The organism is Bifidobacterium pseudocatenulatum DSM 20438 = JCM 1200 = LMG 10505 (assembly GCF_001025215.1).
GTDB classification, from domain to species: Bacteria; Actinomycetota; Actinomycetes; order Actinomycetales; family Bifidobacteriaceae; genus Bifidobacterium; species Bifidobacterium pseudocatenulatum.
In genome coordinates this window covers 1,327,891-1,345,245 of the sequence record NZ_AP012330.1, presented here as the reverse complement: position 1 = coordinate 1,345,245, position 17,355 = coordinate 1,327,891, and the positions used below count along the sequence as shown (strand labels likewise).

Sequence of the window (17,355 nt, the reverse complement as noted above, 5' to 3'; positions counted from 1 at the left end):
TCACTTCACCTCTTCCTTGGTCGGCGAGTCCGTCTGCTCATCGGACGAAGCGGAATCATGCTTATGGCGATGGTTCTCCACTTTCGCATCGGTGATCAGTGTTTTCAGAATGTCGCTTTGCGGATTGGAGAACAATTCCTCCGTATCGCCCATCTCCACGATGCGTCCGCCATCAATCATGGCCACACGGTCGCAGATGTTGCGTGCCACGGACAACGAATGCGTGATGATGACCAGCGTCACGTTGAGCTCGCGGTTGATGCGGCGCAGCAGGTCAAGGATCTGCGCAGTCGTGGTGGAGTCGAGTGCGCTGGTGGCCTCGTCGCACAGCATGATGGACGGATTGTTGGCCAACGCGCGTGCGATGGCCACGCGCTGCTGCTGGCCGCCGGACAGCTGGCTCGGATAGCGGTCGGCCAGATCGGCCAATCCAACCAGGTCAAGCAGATAGCGGGCACGCTCCTCGCGCTTGTTTTTCGGCGTATGGTTGAGCTCCAGTGGGAACGTGACGTTGCGCAGCACTGTGCGCTGCTGGAACAGGCTGAAATTCTGGAAGATCATGCCGATTCCGGCACGCACGTCCGCCAGCTCCTTGCCTTTCGCGTCGGTGATGTCCTCACCATCGACGCGCACTTTGCCGGAAGTGGGACGTTCCAGCAGATTGATGCAGCGCACCAACGTGGACTTGCCCGCGCCGGAGGAGCCGAGGATGCCGAAGACTTCACCCGAATCGATGGTCAGGTTGATGTCGTGCAGCACCTCATGCGCCTCGGCGCCACTGCCATAGCTTTTGTGCAGATGGTCGATCTGAATCGTCATAATGTCCTGTTCCTATTGATGTTCCATAACAAGAATGCCGCAGGGTAGTATACCTGCGGCATTGAATTCTTGCAGCCGAAGCGGGTCTTAGAAGACCGGCACCACAGCGCCCTTGTAGTTCTTGTTGATGTAGTCGCGCACCTCGTCGGACTTCAAAGCCTTCTTGAGCTCCTTGGTCTTGGCGGTGTTCTCGTTGCCTTCCTTCACCACGAGGATGTTCTGGTAGGTTTTCGCGGCCAGGCCGTCGGCCTTTTCGGTGACCAGTGTGTCCTTGGTCGGGTCGAAGCCGGCTTGAATGGCGTAGTTTCCGTTCAGTGCCGCGATGTCGACATCCTTGATGACGGTCGGAACCACGGCGGCCTCAAGCTCCTTGAACTTCAGGTTCTTCGGATTGGAGGTGACGTCCTTCGGAGTGGCGTTGATGTCCTTCGGATTCTTCAGCTTGATCAGACCGGCATCCTGCAGCAGCAGAAGCGCACGGGCCTCGTTGGTGGCGTCGTTCGGCACGGCCACGGTGGCGCCATCCTGCAGATTCTGCAAATCCTTGGTCTTGCCAGGGTATAGGCCGAATGGCTCGAAGTGGATACCCTCCACGGACACCAGATGCGTGCCCTTCTCCTTGTTGAAGTTGTCGAGGTACGGCTTGTGCTGGAAGTAGTTGGCGTCCACTTCACCATCCTCGGTGGCGGTGTTCGGCTGAACGTAATCGGTGAACTCCTTGACTTCGAGCTTATAACCATCTTTCTCGACGAGCGACTTGACGGCCTTGTTTAGGATTTCCGCGTGCGGGGTCGGGGAGGCCGCCACGGTGATGGTCTTGTCATCCTCCTTGGAGGCGGAGCCGTTGGAGCCAGAGTCGCCGCAGCCGGCCAGACCGAAGGTCGCGAGCGTGGTGACGGCGAGCAGCGCGCCGAGAAGCTTCTTGTTACGCATGGTTGAGTTCCTCTCTCAATTCGCTATACGGGCCGCCCGTTTGCCACGCGGCGGACCCAACGATTGACCAATATAGAGGAACCATCGACGGCAACACGGCGTTCACTTATTGAAAATACTTATAAAGGGCATGAAAAACGCAGAAATTCGCGAAAACCGTCTTATAGAATCGCAAGAAAACTCTTAAAAACCTTTTCTACAGAATTTCAAAATGATGCAATGCATTCGAGATTCCGGCATCGTCGACACTGTCGGTGACGTAATCGGCTACGGTCTTCGGTTCGTCAGTGGCGTTGCCCATAGCCACGCCTATGCCGGCGAAACGTAGCATATCCACGTCGTTGCCGCCATCGCCGAACGCGATCGCATTGTCCCTCGACCAACCAAAATGCTCAAGCACGACCTGCATGCCGACCGCCTTGCCGCCATCCGCAGGAATCAGGTCGGTGAAGTCGGGATGCCACCTCACACCGCGCACGTTGCCGCACATGCCGGCGATTTCCGCTTCCGTTGCCTTATCCACATATGGGCTGATCTGGAATGTGCGATGGTTTCCTATACGTTGCTGCGGATTGCATATGTCGATTTTCGGCGCGGTTTTGCCAAGGCTGTTCCACGTACGTTCCAAAGCGGCGTTGATGCGATTGAAATACCCGTAGTTGCTTTCCGCGTAATTGGCGACGACATCGGTATGCGATTGCAGCCAGTCGGTGATGATCTCCACATCGTGCAGGTCGATTGGATGACGGTAATCGAGGCCGTCGCGTGTTGTGCAGAACTGGCCGTTAAGGCCAACAATGCCATCAAATTCGACGGGAATGGTGTCAAGCACCACACCCATATAGGAGGGTGCGCGCCCCGAACAGATGAACACCTTCACGTCTTTTTTCTGCAACGCATGCAATGCGTCGATGGTGGATCGCGGCACCACATGCGTGACGAAACTCGTCAAAGTGCCGTCGATATCGAAAAACGCAGCCTTGATGTCCGATGACATGCCGATCTCCCCGTGAATCCGTTCAAAACGTCATCCAGCTTACGGGGAAAAACTGCGGAAAACGCCATTGTCGGCACGAAAAACGAACACGAAAATAGGAAAAACGTCCGGTTGCGCCTACAATCGTCAACCATGAGCGAACATATTGAGATCACGCCGGAGATCATCGAGATCCGTCATTATCTGCACGCACATCCCGAGCGCAGTTTCAAGGAATACGAGACAAGTGCCTATATCGAGAAACTGCTACGCGCGCACGACATCGAAGTGCTCAACAACCCGCTTGAAACCGGCGTGGTCGGCCTGATCCGCGGCGAGCAACCAGGCCCGCGCATCGCATTGCGCGCCGATATCGACGGTCTGCCCATCCAAGAGGATACTGGCCTGCCGTTCTCGTCCGTCAACGACGGTGTGATGCACGGTTGCGGCCACGACCTGCACATGTCTTACATGCTCGGAGCCGCATTCTGGCTCGCAAAACGCCGCAAGCGCATCAAAGGCTCCATTAAACTGCTGTTCCAGCCTGCCGAGGAGCTCGGTCTCGGCGCGAAAGCTATGGTCGATGCGGGGTTGCTCGCCGACGTATCCGCCGCCATCGGCGCCCACAACAATCCGAATTACGCGCCCGGACAGATCGCCGTAGGCCCCGACCCGATGATGGCCGGCTGCGTGAAATTCCACGTTACTCTGCATGCCGCCGGCTCACATGCCGGATATCCACACAAGGGCACTGGTCCTATCGAGGCGCTCGCCACAATGATTCTCGCCTTGCAGACCATCGTCAGCCGCAATGTCTCACCATTCCATCCGCTCGTGCTGTCCATCACCGAACTGCACGGCGGCCACGTGTGGAATGTCGTGCCGGACAAGGCCAGCTTCCAAGGAACCGTACGCTACTTCCATAAGTCCGACGGCGAACTGGTCGAGAAACGCTTCAAGCAGCAGGTCCAATCCATCGCCGCGGGCTACGGCATTACCACAGACATCGACTGGGATGACTTTCAGAATCCGCTCGTCTCCGACATGGAACTATCCAAAATCGTCGCTGACAACGTGCGCGACTATGCGCAGCTCGAGCCAATCCATCCTTCGATGGCGGGGGAGGATTTCTGCGATTTCATGCCCGTCACCATGCCGGTGTTCGCCTTCATCGGTTCCAATGGCGAGAAAGGCTGCCCCGATTGGCATAGCCCGCATTTCGTCGGTCTGGATGAATCACTGCAGGCCGGCGTGGAATTCTACGCCAACGCGGCGCTGACGGTGCTCAACGAACTTTCGTGACACGCGTGCGGTCCGCTTTCAATTCGCGATCGTAAGAAAATAAAACGTTCAACAAATCAACGGTAGGTTAGGCAGCTATGACAGACATTCGCTTCGCACTCGCTCAAATCGACACCTGCGTCGGAGACCTTGATTCCAACGCCGGTAAGATCATGCGATACGTCCGCCGCGCCGCGCAACAGGGCGCGCAAGTCGTCGTATTCCCGGAAATGACATTGACCGGATATCCCATCGAAGACCTCGCCCTGCGGGCCACCTTCCGCAAAGCCGCGTGGAACAAAGCCAACTGGCTCGCCACCGAACTGGCTGCCGATGGGCTTGGCGACCTGTTTGTGGTGGTTGGCACGGTCGGCACTGATCGCGAGACATCCAAGCCACGCAACCGACTCGTCGTATTGCATGACGGCGTGGTTTGGGACGGCTATGACAAGCACTTCCTGCCCAATTATGGCGTGTTTGACGAATTCCGCATTTTCAGTCCTGGCAATAAGTCCATGGTGCTTGATGTGAATGGCGCACGTATTGGTGTGGCTATTTGCGAGGATATCTGGCAGGATGGCGGTCCTGTGGCAGAACTTGCCGAGCAGCATATTGATTTGCTGCTTACCATGAACGGTTCTCCGTATGAGGAGGGTAAGACTGATACTCGACTCGATCTTGCGGTACGCCGTGCGGCTGAAGTGAACGCGCCGATGGTCTACCTCAATCAGGTGGGTGGTCAGGATGATCTGGTGTTTGACGGTGGCAGCTTCGTGGTCGATGCCGATGGCACGCTGCTGGAACGTTCGCCGATGTTCATGGAGGATCTGAGCTTCTTCGACCTCGACACCACTGCCGAACGCCAGAAAGCTGGATCTATCGCAGCCAAGCCCGATCCGGACGAAGAGGTGTACACCGCCTGCGTGCTTGGCTTGAAGGATTATATGGCCAAGAACCATTTCAAGGGCGTGTGCCTTGGCCTTTCCGGCGGCATCGACTCCGCATTGGTGGCGGCCATGGCCGCGGACGCCGTGGGAGGAGCTAACGTGTATGGCATTTCCATGCCGAGCATGTACTCGTCTGACGGTTCGAAGGATGATGCCGCCGATCTGGCGAAGAATATTGGAGCGCACTACGACATTCAGCCCATCGAACCGCTGTTCGTCTCCTTCCAGAAGCAGCTCGATCTTGAAGGTGTGGCCGCTGAGAACCTGCAGGCGCGTATTCGCGGTGTGATTGTCATGGCATATTCGAATTCCAAGGGGCTTCTGGCTGTCGCCACGGGCAACAAGTCGGAGCTTGCCTGCGGTTATTCCACGATTTACGGCGATGCGGTCGGCGGATATGCGCCAATCAAGGATCTGCTCAAGACCCGTGTGTGGGAAATCTCTCGCTGGCGCAATAAGGCCGCCGCGGCAGGCATGGGCATCGGCGGATTGCATGTCGTGGGCAACGAACAGGGGCTTGCTGGGACTCCTTTGCCGGATGGCGTGATGATTCCCGTCAATTCGATTGAGAAAGCCCCGTCCGCCGAGCTTCGCCCGGGGCAGAAGGATTCTGATTCGCTGCCGGAGTACGAGCTGCTCGACCAGGTGCTGGCGATGTACATTGAACATGCGCATGGTCGTGAGGATCTTCTGGCAGACGGTTTCGATGAGACCACCGTCGACACGGTTATGCGACTGGTCGATCGTGCCGAATGGAAGCGCCGTCAATACCCGCTTGGGCCAAAGGTGACGGCATTGGCGTTCGGACGTGACCGCCGCTTGCCGATTACCAACGCGTTCCGCGAATAGAACAGCGGCGGACTATTGTTTCGTTACGCGCTTCGTAAGGAGTGATATGGAAAAGCAATGGTATTTCAATACGGTTACCGAACAGCCTGAACTGGGCATGATCTCACCGGCGAGCCATCGTATGGGACCATACAAAACCAGGGAAGACGCGCTCGATGCATGGAAGATCGTGCAGGAACGCAACATCAAATGGGAAGAACAGGATCGCGAATGGAAACGCTGGTCTTCCGATGAAAAGTAGTTGATGCGATATAAGAAATCGCGGTGTCCGGATTACGGCACCGCGATTTTTCATACTTCGCAAGTGTGACATATGTCACTTTTATTTCCTCGTAAACTCAGGTTCTATACAGGTTTATGCAGCTAGAATCGATAACTAGCGACGACGTAACGATGCGTCGCCAAACCAACACCCAGAAGGAGTGGAAATGGCAGCAGTTGATGCGACGGCAGTCTCCCCGGAAGAGCTTCAGGCTAAGGCTTGGGAAGGCTTCGCTGAGGGCAACTGGCAGAAGGACATTGATGTCCGTGACTTTATTCAGAAGAACTATACGCCTTATGAGGGCGACGAGTCCTTCCTGGCTGACGCCACCGAGAAGACCAAGCACCTGTGGCAGTACCTCGATGACAACTATCTGGCCGTGGAGCGCAAGCAGCGCGTCTACGACGTCGACACCCACACACCGGCTGGCATCGACGCATTCGGCGCCGGTTACATCGACTCTCCGGAAGTCGACAATGTGGTTGTCGGTCTGCAGACCGACGTTCCTTGCAAGCGCGCCATGATGCCGAACGGCGGTTGGCGTATGGTCGAGCAGGCCATCAAGGAAGCCGGCAAGGAGCCGGATCCGGAAATCAAGAAGATTTTCACCAAGTACCGCAAGACCCACAATGACGGCGTCTTCGGCGTGTACACCAAGCAGATCAAGGTTGCCCGCCACAACAAGATCCTCACCGGCCTGCCGGATGCCTACGGCCGTGGCCGCATCATCGGCGATTACCGTCGTGTGGCACTGTATGGTGTGAACACCCTGATCAAGTTCAAGCAGCGTGACAAGGACTCCGTGCCGTACCGCAACGACTTCACCGAGCCGGAGATCGAGCACTGGATCCGCTTCCGCGAGGAGCATGACGAGCAGATCAAGGCCCTGAAGCAGCTGATCAACCTCGGCAACGAATATGGTCTTGACCTGTCCCGTCCGGCACAGACCGCTCAGGAAGCAGTGCAGTGGACCTACATGGGCTACCTCGCTTCCGTCAAGAGCCAGGATGGCGCCGCAATGTCGTTCGGCCGCGTCTCCACCTTCTTCGACGTGTACTTCGAGCGTGACCTGAAGTCCGGTAAGATCACCGAGACCGACGCACAGGAGATCATCGACAACTTGGTCATGAAGTTGCGTATCGTGCGCTTCCTGCGTACCAAGGATTACGACGCGATCTTCTCCGGCGATCCGTACTGGGCGACTTGGTCCGACGCAGGCTTCGGCGATGATGGCCGTACGCTGGTCACCAAGACCTCCTTCCGTCTGCTCGACACCCTGACCCTCGAGCACCTTGGACCTGGCCCGGAGCCGAACATCACCATCTTCTGGGATCCGAAGCTGCCGGAAGCCTACAAGCGCTTCTGCGCCAAGATCTCCATCGACACCTCGGCAATCCAGTACGAGTCCGACAAGGAAATCCGCTCCCACTGGGGCGATGACGCCGCCATCGCATGCTGCGTCTCCCCGATGCGCGTGGGCAAGCAGATGCAGTTCTTCGCAGCTCGTGTGAACTCCGCCAAGGCTCTGCTGTACGCCATCAACGGCGGCCGCGACGAAATGACCGGCATGCAGGTCATCGACAAGGGCGTTATCGAGCCGATCCAGCCGGAATCCGACGGCTCATTGGATTACGAGAAGGTCAAGGCCAACTACGAGAAGGCTCTCGAATGGCTGTCCGAGACCTACGTGATGGCTCTGAACATCATCCATTACATGCACGATAAGTATGCATACGAGTCCATCGAGATGGCTCTGCACGACAAGGAAGTGTACCGTACCCTCGGTTGTGGTATGTCCGGCCTGTCCATCGCAGCCGACTCCCTGTCCGCATGCAAGTACGCCAAGGTCTACCCGATCTACAACAAGGACGCCAAGACCACTCCGGGCCATGAGGACGAGTACGTCGAAGGCGCCGATGACGATCTGATCGTCGGCTACCGCACCGAGGGTGAGTTCCCGCTGTACGGCAACGATGATGATCGCGCCGACGAGATCGCCAAGTGGGTTGTCTCCACCGTCATGGGCCAGGTCAAGCGCCTGCCGGTGTACCGCGGAGCGGTCCCGACCCAGTCCATCCTGACCATCACCTCCAACGTGGAATACGGCAAGGCCACCGGCGCCTTCCCGTCCGGCCACAAGAAGGGCACCCCGTATGCTCCGGGCGCAAACCCGGAGAACGGCATGGACTCCCATGGCATGCTGCCTTCCATGTTCTCCGTCGGCAAGATCGACTACAACGACGCTCTTGACGGCATCTCGCTGACCAACACCATCACCCCTGATGGCTTGGGCCGCGACGAGGATGAGCGCATCGGCAACCTCGTGGGCATTCTGGACGCCGGCAACGGCCACGGTCTGTACCACGCCAACATCAACGTGCTGCGCAAGGAACAGCTCGAGGATGCCGTCGAGCATCCGGAAAAGTACCCGCACCTGACCGTGCGCGTCTCCGGCTACGCGGTGAACTTCGTCAAGCTCACCAAGGAGCAGCAGCTCGACGTGATCTCCCGTACGTTCCACCAGGGCGCCGTCGTCGACTGAGACTGAACGGTACCGTGTGAAGCGGTAGAGTGCAAGGGGCGGAGCGTGAAAGCTTCGCCCCTTGGTTTTCCCTGTACAATGTGGGGAAACCATTGGAGAGATACAACGAAAGGACACCGATGTCTGAGAACGTACATTTTCGCTCCACAACAAGGCATATGCTCAGAGAATCGCAAAACTACGTCAACCAAACGCTTATGGGAGGGCTGTCAGGCTTCGAATCGCCGATCGGCCTGGACCGGCGTGACCGCATCAACGCGCTGAAAAGCGGTGATATCGGCTTCGTGCATTCCTGGGACATCAACACGTCCGTCGACGGTCCGGGAACACGCATGACCGTCTTCATGAGCGGTTGCCCATTGCGTTGCCAGTATTGCCAGAATCCGGATACGTGGAAAATGCGTGACGGCAAGCCCGTCTATTACGAGGCCATGGTCAAAAAGATCGAACGCTATGTGGATCTTTTCAAGGCGACGCATGGCGGTATCACCTTCTCGGGCGGCGAATCCATGATGCAACCAGCATTCGTCTCCCGCGTGTTCCGTGCGGCCAAGGAGATGGGCGTGCACACCTGCCTCGATACTTCCGGATTCCTTGGCGCAAGCTATACCGACGACATGCTGAACGACATCGACCTGTGTCTGCTTGATGTCAAGTCTGGCGATGAGGAAACCTACAAGAAGGTGACTGGCGGCATTCTGCAACCGACCATCGATTTCGGACAGCGTCTGGCCAAGGCCGGCAAGAAGATCTGGGTGCGTTTCGTACTCGTGCCCGGACTCACCTCATCCGAGGAAAACGTTGAGAATGTGGCGAAGATCTGCGAGTCGTTCGGCGACGCAGTGGAACATATCGATGTGCTTGGATTCCACCAGCTTGGCCGTCCAAAATGGCATATGCTCAACATTCCCTACCCGTTGGAAGACCAGAAGGGGCCGTCCGAGGCAATGAAACAGCGTGTGGTGGAACAATTCCAATCGCACGGCTTCACCGTCTACTAAACGGGAAGCCACGCATATTCCAGCCAACGATTCCGGCAAATCAATCGTTTGAAAGTGCCTCAGCGATTGGAAAAAGGAATATTCGTGCAATTGTTGAACCAGCATTCGCCACGCGAAAAAATCTTCACATTCGACGCGTGGCGAAATGCTGTGAAATACCGCAAAACCGGCGACTCTGCCGTAGCCTTGAATCATGGTGGACATCTATGCTTTTCCTCAAGGCACGCCCAACGAAGCGCGTGCCACAGGTAGGGGATCGTGCGCCTACGCCGACCCTCCTGAACAAATGTTGACCCGACCTTCCGGCGTGCCAGACAAGGTATGGGACGCCGTGCTTTCCGTAGAACGTATGCCTCGATTACCAAGCGTGTCGTATCGTGAGATTCCAGTGCCGTGCGCCATGGCGAGTTTCGGCATTGGAGTTGAGATGCAATGCGACGAGGCGCGTTCCACAGGCTGGATCATGGTGTTGTATTCGCACAAATACCGAAATGACTGGCATTCTCATTGGCGTTGCGTCGCTTTCGCCGCGTTGCCGTTGTCTGGAGGCGAAGGCGATTGTCTGATACCGTCCATGTATTGGGATGCGATGATGGACCGTGTCGGTTCGTACGATGTCGAACATGTTTCGGGAACCGTCACAGTCACGAAAAGCACGACGTTTGGCACTCAGTCCGACGCTCCCGAAACCGGATGTGAGATTCGTGTGTCTTGGACGCCACTAGACTATGCCGATGGAGGCCTTGACGCGGGCGCCCAAGTGGGCGCGTGGGCTAGGTTCCTCCGGTCCATGACGCAATCCGAGGAGGATTATCCCGTTGACTGACGAGCCAAGGTTGCAGGCCGAGCCGCGTGAGGGCGTGCCCGATGTGATCGACACCCTACCGGCATTCCGCGAGTACTGCAGCGCATTGGCGTCTTCGCATGGGTCTTTGGCTGCGGATGCGGAACGTGCGTCTGGCTTCCGATACGGTCATGACGATTGGTTGGTGCAATTCAAAAGAGACGGTGCCGGCATAGGATTGCTTGATCCGCAGGCATTGGCTGCGGAAGGTGCCGATTGGAACGATTTCAATCGTGCGGTGGGCGATGCGGTATGGATTCTGCATGATTCTTTGCAGGATCTACCGGGATTCAATGATCTTGGATTGAAGCCGCAGCGGTTGTTCGACACCGAGATCGCCGCGAGACTGCTCGGCATGAAACGGTTCGGTTTGGCCGCCGTTACGGAGCATTACTTGGGATTGACACTTGCCAAAGAGCATTCCGCGGCCGACTGGTCGTACAGGCCGCTGCCCCGAGACTGGCGTAATTATGCGGCGCTGGACGTTGAATTGCTGATCGAGCTTGAAACGACCATGCGCGCCGAACTGCAAAAGCAAGGCAAGATCGAATGGGCTGAGGAGGAATTCGATTACGCGCTGCGCGAAGGGACTGCGCCACGCAAGGAGCATCCCATCCCATGGCTGCGTATTTCACATATCACCGAAATCATGAAGGACCGCCAGGCCCTGGCCGTGGCGAAAGCATTATGGACCAAACGAGATGAACTGGCACGCGAATACGATATTTCGCCGACACTGCTGCTCGCCGACAGCACCATCATCGAAGTGGCGGAACGCAAGCCGCATAACGCCGCGCAATTCAGGGCGGTCCGTTCCATCAACGAGCGTGTACGCATCCAAGCCGGTGCCGAACAGGAGAAAATGTTCGAACGTTACGCGCCGATCCAACGTAAAATCAAGCCAAGCATGTGGAAGAGAATAATCCAACAGGCGCTTGATCTGCCGGAAAGCGAATGGCCGGTCATCGAAAGCGGCAATCCCCAAAACCAGGAGGCGCAGAGCATATCCGCTCCACGAGCGACGCGAGTCTGGAGGGAACGTTATCCGGAACGTCTCGCAACGCTTGACAAGGCACGCAAGATGGTGGCGCAGATAGCGGAAGACACGCGTACCCCCGCGGACGTCATCATCAAACCGCAGTATCTGCGCAACCTGTGTTGGACCGACGAACCGCAAAAACGTGACGTTGCGCAATTCCTCACCGAGCAGGGCGCGAGGGCGTGGCAGGTCGCGCTGGTTGCAGAGTCCGTGAGTCGCGCTATCATGTAGAGGTTGCCTAACGGCAGAAATGTGAAGAACCGTATTTTTCAGGAGCGCAAGCGTGAAAATCAGCGTCAGGAATCTTGAGCCGACCAAGGTGAAGCTCACCGTCACCGTTGATCCGGAAGAGTTCAACCCGTATCTCGACAATGCTCGCAAGGAAATCGCCAAGCAGGTCAACGTGCCTGGCTTCCGCAAGGGCCACGTGCCCGGCAAGATCATCGACCAGCGCATCGGCTTCGGTGCCGTTGCTGGCGAAGCCGTGAACAACGGTGTGCCGGAGCTGTACTCCAAGGCTCTCGAAGAAAAGGGCATCCGTCCGATGGCCCAGCCGGAAATCGACGTTCAGGAAGTTCCGGAATCCGCCAAGGACGAGACCAAGCTGAAGTTTGTGGCCACCGTTGAGCGTCGCCCGGACATCGAACTGCCGGAAATCGACGGCATGGAGATCGAGGTCGCCAAGGCCGAAATCACCGACGAAGACATCAACAACCGTCTGGAAGCCCTGCGCCAGCGTTTCGGCACCCTCGTGGGTGTGGATCGCCCGGCCGCCAAGGGTGACTATGCCAACATCGACCTGACCGCCGAAATCGACGGCGAAGTGGTCGACTCCCAGGAAGGCGTGAGCTACGAGCTCGGCTCCGAAACCATGCTTGACGGTCTGGATGAGGCTCTCGAAGGCCTGTCCGCCGGCGAAGAGACCACCTTCGAAGGTACCTTGGAAGCAGGCGAGCACGAAGGCGAGAAGGCTCAGGTCAAGGTCAAGGTCAACTCCGTCAAGGCTGAAGAGCTGCCGGAACTCGACGACGACTTCGCTTCTGAAGCCTCTGAGTTCGACACCCTCGACGAGCTGAAGGAAGACCTCAAGAAGGCCGCTTCCCAGGATGCCGAAGGTCGTCAGGCCACCGCAGCTCGTGACGCTTTCATCGCCAAGCTCGAAGAGGGCCTGGAGATTCCGGTGCCGAAGGGCGTCAAGGCTGAAATGGTTGAGCAGCAGCTCAAGGGCGTGACCGCTGATCCGGCCAATGCCACCAAGGAGCAGAAGGCCGAAGCTGAAGAAACCGTCGAAAAGGAACTGCGCGACCAGATGGTGCTCGACGTGCTCGCCGAGAAGCTGGACGTCAAGGTCTCCCAGTCCGACGTGTTCAACTTCCTCGCTTCCATCGCCCAGCAGTACGGCATGGATCCGAACGCCTTCATCCAGGCCATCATGCGCAACGGCCAGCTCGGCTCCGCAGTGCAGGAAGTTGGCCGTTCCAAGGGCCTGCTTGCCGGCATGCGTGCCGTGACCTTCAAGTCCGAGGGTGAAACCTTGGATTTGAGCGCCTTCCTCGGCGAAGCCGCTGAAGATGAAGAAGCCGAGAGCGTTGAAGCTGCTTCCGCAGCCGCCGCTGTGGCTGACGAACTCGCTTCCGAAGAGTGAGTCTCGCTTAATGCCTGACTTGCGAGAGTCATCTTTCTAAAGCGTTGAGGGGTGAAATCCATATGGGATTCCACCCCTCAATTTATTTCGTATTCGGTTTCGGCATCCTTAAACAGGGCAAGACAGAGATTGCCGAAACATGAGTTACAGCAGGAATTTGATTTCGGCGAAAAACTCGCGAACCATATTGTTGACGAGCATGTTCGGGGGAGAGCCAGCCGCAATGCCTTGGGCGTTGTCCAAACCATATTTGTCGGCAATCTGCAACGCGCGGAACATGTGGAAATTGTTGGTGATCACCCCTACGGAAGCATTATCGTCACTGATCAGCTTCTTGCTGTTGACAATGTTTTCCTCAGTGGTTTTTGACTCCGGCTCCTCAAGAATGCGCTGTTCGGCAATGCCATGTTCCTTAAGATAGTCAGCCATGCCTTGGGCTTCGGGGAACGGTTCATTCGGTCCTTTTCCGCCGGAAACGATGCAGATGGTATTCGGATTCTCATCCAAATATTCGATGGCCTTGTCGAGACGGTAGCGAAGTACAAGGCTCGGGCCGGACTTACGCACTTGGGCGCCGAGCACCACCACATAATCAAGATCCGATTTGCCTTGCGCATGCATTTGACTGACGATGCAACCTTCCACCGTGCCGAATGCGACCAGACCGACGCATGCGACTGCGATCGCCACACCTCTGACCAGTCTTGGCAGCATCGCCCACCATTGGAAGAGCACTCCGAATCCAAGCACGGCGAACAGCGCCGCGAATGCTAGCCAGACAATCCAGAATACTGTGCCGGAATGCGTGTTACGCACTGCGAAAGCGTAACAAACACATACCGCGGCGAGCACTATGCATAGCGCGCCCGCAATTCGTCTAACCAACGTTGCCATATGAACCTCTCATTCATTGCGCGTCACACGCAATCCTGTCTCATCCTAAACTTGTGACCCCCAGACCCCCAAGCTTCACATGCCAATGCCAACAAATCCTACGCATTCCTGTTATTTCAATACCATGCGCATTATGTCATCCGTGAGCGGAGTTTTGGTATGGCTGCGGCTAGGATGGGGGAGCATGACTTCAGAAATGATTATGCTCCGACCGATGCGTCGCACGGATTTTCCCGCGCTTGAAGAGCTTGTCCGTCAGGCTTGGTATGTGGATGATGAGTCGGATGATAATGGGAATGTTCCGAACGATGAGCGCGGGTTGCGTAAGTATAAGCTGCGCAAGGCGATTCACTTGCGTAATATGCATCGACTCGCGGCCATCGACATGCATGATTTTCTTTCCCGCACCACCGAGGCTACGGTCGCTGAACGTGATGGTCGGGTGCTTGGCGTGGTATTGGGCTCGTTGAGATCCCGTGTTACCACAGCGCAGAGGATACGTCATGCTATTACGCGAAATTGCTTGGCGTTGCCCTTGTTGACAAGCAAGGATGGCCGTCGAGGACTTGCCGATCAGATTGCGATTTTGCAGGCCGATGAAATGTTGAAGCGAGATGCCGGCAAAAGCTATCAGGCTGAGGTAACGCTGTTCGTGGTTTCCCCGGAAGCGAGGGGCATGGGCGTCGGTCGTAAGCTGTTCAACCACATGCTTGACGTGTTTCGTGATGCTGGAATGAACGAGTATTTCCTCTTCACTGACACTACCTGCGATTACGGTTTTTATGATTACCGTGGTTTGACGCGTAAAGCGGAACGTACTGTACGCAGGGACTCCTTTACGCAAGGCGGTCTGGAAGACGGCGCGCTTTCCTTCTTCTTGTATGAGGGGCGTTGCTGAACGTTTCTGCCTTGTATGGAAAGTGATATTTTCGGAAAAGCGTCAGTATATGGACAGCATTCACTTATTTGGGTTGTCGATCTATCGGCAATTTTGGACGGCAACAAGTGAAGAGAGTATGCCCAGTCCTTTCTAGGGCTGATTTCTAGGTTCTGATGGCCGTTTCGCAATGTGATGGGTTACAGACAATGATGTCTGTAACCCATCATGAAAAACGAGCCGTTACATGTCAAAAATGGTAGATCCATATATGGCTTGAAATGTCATCTAAGGGATGACATAAGAGAGTGAATAAGACACGAAATTGAGAAAAGTGTCAAACTGGGTTTCGTCAGTGGAAGAAATGTTTCTGGACTTCTATCTGTTTCGCTGTGATGAGAGTCTGGAAGTTCAAAGGAGTGGAAATGAAGGATTTGCTCAGTTTACAGGCTTTGATTGCGCAACCTGCAAGTATGACCTCTAAAAGGCCACCATGTGTTGACACGCATGGAAATTGTTCGACGGATCCTAATTGTGATCCGAATACGCATCATTGGCATAGTTCGTGGAGTTGGTTCTGCTGAAGTAGAAGAGCAACAGTTTTAAACTGCAGTGGCTATCTGTTTTGAAGTTAACAGATAGCCATTTTGATAGATGGATGCTGTAATGAAAAGATTGAATGAAAGAGAAAAGCAAACAATTCTCGGATTGTTTACTGTATTTATAATTATTATACTTCTCGCCAGTGCATTTATTGGGCTTTTCATGTCTAGAAACAGTGCAAGTGACGCTAAAGATATAAAAAAAGCGTATGAGTCATTATCAGAAGTGAAAAGAAAACCTACAAACGCAACAAATGATGGCGGGCTACTGGTGCAAGTTGGGTCAAAAAAAGATATTCCGACTGTAGAATTTTATTTAGATCCCCTATGTCCGGCTTGTGCACAAATTGATAGAACATTAAATGATGATATAGGAAAAATGTATACGAGTGGTCAGATTAAGCTTGAAATTCATCCTGTGATTTTTTTAGACAAGTGTTCATCTGACCATTATTCGGCCAGAGTATCGGGATCCATAGCCTACATTTCAGAAAAAGATCCAAAGCATGTCGTTGCATTCATTTCAGAAATATTTGATGAAAAGTTCCAGCCTTCAGAAGTAGATTATGTAGAAATGTCTGATGAAAAGATAATCGAACAAGCGATTAAAGCGGGAATATCTAGAGAAATTGCAAAGGAAAGTTTAAATGGACAGTACGATGAATGGATTGAAAAAAGTAATGATTACACAATACTACGAAGCGACCTAATAGCTCCAGGGAGGGAGGGGTTTGCGACGCCATTGATTAGGGTAAATAAGAGAATTTGGTCAATGAAGGATATGGCGCTTGATGACTTATCAGATGCTTTTGTTGAAAGCTTAGGATTAAAACCTGAAGAAGTTGGTGATGAGGATGTTAAACCTAGAATAGGCAGTAAAGGAAAGTTGCTTAAAACTAATACAAAATATTTGGCGGAAAAATCTGATGCTTAAATTTATGCGAATTAGCAAGAGAATGATTCTTGGCGTGGTTTGCAGTATCGCTGGATCGACGTTATCATTCTTTGTTCCTCTTTTGATAAAAGATTTTATAGATAATAAAAAATTTGATCTTAGTTTACTGTATGTATTCCCTTTTCTTTTTGCGGCGCAATTCATATTGTGTGCAATTGGTGGATTGCTAATTTCAACTGAGGCCGATCTTCATGTGGCGGAATTGCGTATTCAGGCTATGGATATAATTTTTGAGAAAGATATGCTCTTTTTTGACAATGAAAATAGCGGTGAAATCGCCAGTGGAATAGTATATGATATCTCTCTGGTCAGGAATTTTGTGGCGGCTAGTATTCCTCAGTTTGTTTCGAGTGTTATCAATATACTGTTTTCCGTCGTTGCTCTTACTGTAATTAACTACAGACTATCTATTTTGGTTCTAATTATCTTTCCTGCAGTGATGATACTGGCTGTTCCCTTAGGTATATTTAATAACAGAAATGCGATGATGCTGCAAGAGAGAATTGGTAAATTAAATACGTTTACTTCAGAAATAGTGCGAAGTATGCGCACTGTTAAGTTATGTAATGCAGAGAGATGTATGCTTCTAAAATTCAAGAAACGAGTAAATGAAATAAAAGAAGTTAATCTCTTGAATGACAAAGTATATTCTTTTGTTACGCCCGTTCAAAATCTGATTTCGATTTTTTGTACTGGGGTCATTGTTTGCTATGGTGTTCATCTGATGGACGTACATCTCTTGACATACGGTTCGTTTGTTGCATATGTAATGTTATTCTTTCAGCTGGTTACTCCAGTAGGTGGTTTATTTACCTTTTATTTGAGTTGTCAAACAATCAAAGGTTCCTTAAAAAGAATCAACCGTGTCATCGGATCTCAAGAGAAGTAG

General features: G+C 54.0%; 15 protein-coding genes. 11 read left to right on the top strand and 4 right to left on the bottom strand.

Translation table 11 applies throughout. The features are described from left to right. From BBPC_RS05650 to BBPC_RS05640, 3 genes are all read right to left on the bottom strand, one after another. Positions 1 to 819 carry a methionine ABC transporter ATP-binding protein gene (locus BBPC_RS05650; protein ID WP_004222543.1) on the bottom strand — a complete coding sequence of 273 codons (819 nt, stop codon included), beginning with the start codon at positions 817 to 819 and terminating at the stop codon, positions 1 to 3. 87 nt (positions 820 to 906) lie between these two features. Next, the gene (locus BBPC_RS05645; protein ID WP_004222542.1) at positions 907 to 1,752 is read right to left on the bottom strand and encodes a MetQ/NlpA family ABC transporter substrate-binding protein; all 846 of its coding nucleotides are present in this window, start codon (positions 1,750 to 1,752) and stop codon (positions 907 to 909) included. Positions 1,753 to 1,948: 196 nt separating this feature from the next. Continuing rightward, complete coding sequence (locus BBPC_RS05640) at positions 1,949 to 2,749, bottom strand: Cof-type HAD-IIB family hydrolase (protein ID WP_004222541.1); 801 nt, start codon at positions 2,747 to 2,749, stop codon at positions 1,949 to 1,951. A gap of 132 nt (positions 2,750 to 2,881) precedes the next feature. Between BBPC_RS05640 and BBPC_RS05635 the strand changes: the two genes are divergently transcribed. The 8 genes from BBPC_RS05635 (at position 2,882) to tig (ending at position 13,138) form a co-directional block, all read left to right on the top strand. After that, positions 2,882 to 4,030, top strand: coding sequence for a M20 metallopeptidase family protein (locus tag BBPC_RS05635; protein ID WP_004222540.1), 1,149 nt, complete (start codon positions 2,882 to 2,884; stop codon positions 4,028 to 4,030). A gap of 77 nt (positions 4,031 to 4,107) precedes the next feature. Further along, positions 4,108 to 5,805 (top strand): NAD+ synthase, encoded by a 1,698-nt coding sequence (locus BBPC_RS05630; RefSeq protein WP_004222539.1) that lies wholly within the window; start codon positions 4,108 to 4,110, stop codon positions 5,803 to 5,805. Between the two features lie 46 nt (positions 5,806 to 5,851). Next, positions 5,852 to 6,046, top strand: coding sequence for a hypothetical protein (locus BBPC_RS05625; protein WP_003834504.1), 195 nt, complete (start codon positions 5,852 to 5,854; stop codon positions 6,044 to 6,046). 187 nt (positions 6,047 to 6,233) lie between these two features. Then, positions 6,234 to 8,609 carry a formate C-acetyltransferase gene (pflB, locus tag BBPC_RS05620; RefSeq protein WP_004222538.1) on the top strand — a complete coding sequence of 792 codons (2,376 nt, stop codon included), beginning with the start codon at positions 6,234 to 6,236 and terminating at the stop codon, positions 8,607 to 8,609. Positions 8,610 to 8,728: 119 nt separating this feature from the next. Further along, positions 8,729 to 9,610 carry a pyruvate formate-lyase-activating protein gene (gene pflA / locus BBPC_RS05615; RefSeq protein ID WP_033524052.1) on the top strand — a complete coding sequence of 294 codons (882 nt, stop codon included), beginning with the start codon at positions 8,729 to 8,731 and terminating at the stop codon, positions 9,608 to 9,610. A gap of 193 nt (positions 9,611 to 9,803) precedes the next feature. Then, positions 9,804 to 10,436, top strand: coding sequence for a DUF3000 family protein (locus BBPC_RS05610; RefSeq protein WP_033524051.1), 633 nt, complete (start codon positions 9,804 to 9,806; stop codon positions 10,434 to 10,436). Next, positions 10,429 to 11,724, top strand: coding sequence for an HRDC domain-containing protein (locus BBPC_RS05605; protein WP_033524050.1), 1,296 nt, complete (start codon positions 10,429 to 10,431; stop codon positions 11,722 to 11,724). The genes BBPC_RS05610 and BBPC_RS05605 overlap by 8 nt, the downstream gene beginning before the upstream one ends. 52 nt (positions 11,725 to 11,776) lie before the next feature. Beyond that, positions 11,777 to 13,138: a trigger factor gene (gene tig, locus BBPC_RS05600; protein ID WP_004222525.1), complete on the top strand. Its 1,362-nt coding sequence runs from the start codon at positions 11,777 to 11,779 to the stop codon at positions 13,136 to 13,138. A 144-nt stretch (positions 13,139 to 13,282) separates the two neighbouring features. On the opposite strand, the gene BBPC_RS05595 is transcribed toward tig, so the two are convergent. After that, positions 13,283 to 14,032 carry an ElyC/SanA/YdcF family protein gene (locus BBPC_RS05595; protein WP_004222524.1) on the bottom strand — a complete coding sequence of 250 codons (750 nt, stop codon included), beginning with the start codon at positions 14,030 to 14,032 and terminating at the stop codon, positions 13,283 to 13,285. 184 nt (positions 14,033 to 14,216) lie between these two features. On the opposite strand from BBPC_RS05595, the gene BBPC_RS05590 reads away from it, so the two are divergent. The 3 genes from BBPC_RS05590 to BBPC_RS05580 all read left to right on the top strand — a co-directional run bounded on the left by BBPC_RS05590 (position 14,217) and on the right by BBPC_RS05580 (position 17,355). Continuing rightward, positions 14,217 to 14,930, top strand: a complete 714-nt coding sequence (locus BBPC_RS05590; RefSeq protein ID WP_004222523.1) for a GNAT family N-acetyltransferase — start codon at positions 14,217 to 14,219, stop codon at positions 14,928 to 14,930. A gap of 645 nt (positions 14,931 to 15,575) precedes the next feature. After that, the gene (locus BBPC_RS05585) at positions 15,576 to 16,445 is read left to right on the top strand and encodes a DsbA family protein (protein WP_033524049.1); all 870 of its coding nucleotides are present in this window, start codon (positions 15,576 to 15,578) and stop codon (positions 16,443 to 16,445) included. After that, positions 16,438 to 17,355 carry an ABC transporter transmembrane domain-containing protein gene (locus tag BBPC_RS05580; RefSeq protein ID WP_004222521.1) on the top strand — a complete coding sequence of 306 codons (918 nt, stop codon included), beginning with the start codon at positions 16,438 to 16,440 and terminating at the stop codon, positions 17,353 to 17,355. Before BBPC_RS05585 ends, BBPC_RS05580 begins: the two co-directional genes overlap by 8 nt.

Bases quoted from the DNA above. Each gene is read 5' to 3' on its own strand.
- BBPC_RS05650 (WP_004222543.1), bottom strand. From the start codon at position 819: ATGACGATTCAGATCGACCATCTGCACAAAAGCTATGGCAGTGGCGCC.
- BBPC_RS05645 (WP_004222542.1), bottom strand. From the start codon at position 1,752: ATGCGTAACAAGAAGCTTCTCGGCGCGCTGCTCGCCGTCACCACGCTC.
- BBPC_RS05640 (WP_004222541.1), bottom strand. From the start codon at position 2,749: ATGTCATCGGACATCAAGGCTGCGTTTTTCGATATCGACGGCACTTTG.
- BBPC_RS05635 (WP_004222540.1), top strand. From the start codon at position 2,882: ATGAGCGAACATATTGAGATCACGCCGGAGATCATCGAGATCCGTCAT.
- BBPC_RS05630 (WP_004222539.1), top strand. From the start codon at position 4,108: ATGACAGACATTCGCTTCGCACTCGCTCAAATCGACACCTGCGTCGGA.
- BBPC_RS05625 (WP_003834504.1), top strand. From the start codon at position 5,852: ATGGAAAAGCAATGGTATTTCAATACGGTTACCGAACAGCCTGAACTG.
- pflB (WP_004222538.1), top strand. From the start codon at position 6,234: ATGGCAGCAGTTGATGCGACGGCAGTCTCCCCGGAAGAGCTTCAGGCT.
- pflA (WP_033524052.1), top strand. From the start codon at position 8,729: ATGTCTGAGAACGTACATTTTCGCTCCACAACAAGGCATATGCTCAGA.
- BBPC_RS05610 (WP_033524051.1), top strand. From the start codon at position 9,804: ATGGTGGACATCTATGCTTTTCCTCAAGGCACGCCCAACGAAGCGCGT.
- BBPC_RS05595 (WP_004222524.1), bottom strand. From the start codon at position 14,032: ATGGCAACGTTGGTTAGACGAATTGCGGGCGCGCTATGCATAGTGCTC.
- BBPC_RS05590 (WP_004222523.1), top strand. From the start codon at position 14,217: ATGACTTCAGAAATGATTATGCTCCGACCGATGCGTCGCACGGATTTT.
- BBPC_RS05585 (WP_033524049.1), top strand. From the start codon at position 15,576: ATGAAAAGATTGAATGAAAGAGAAAAGCAAACAATTCTCGGATTGTTT.
- BBPC_RS05580 (WP_004222521.1), top strand. From the start codon at position 16,438: ATGCTTAAATTTATGCGAATTAGCAAGAGAATGATTCTTGGCGTGGTT.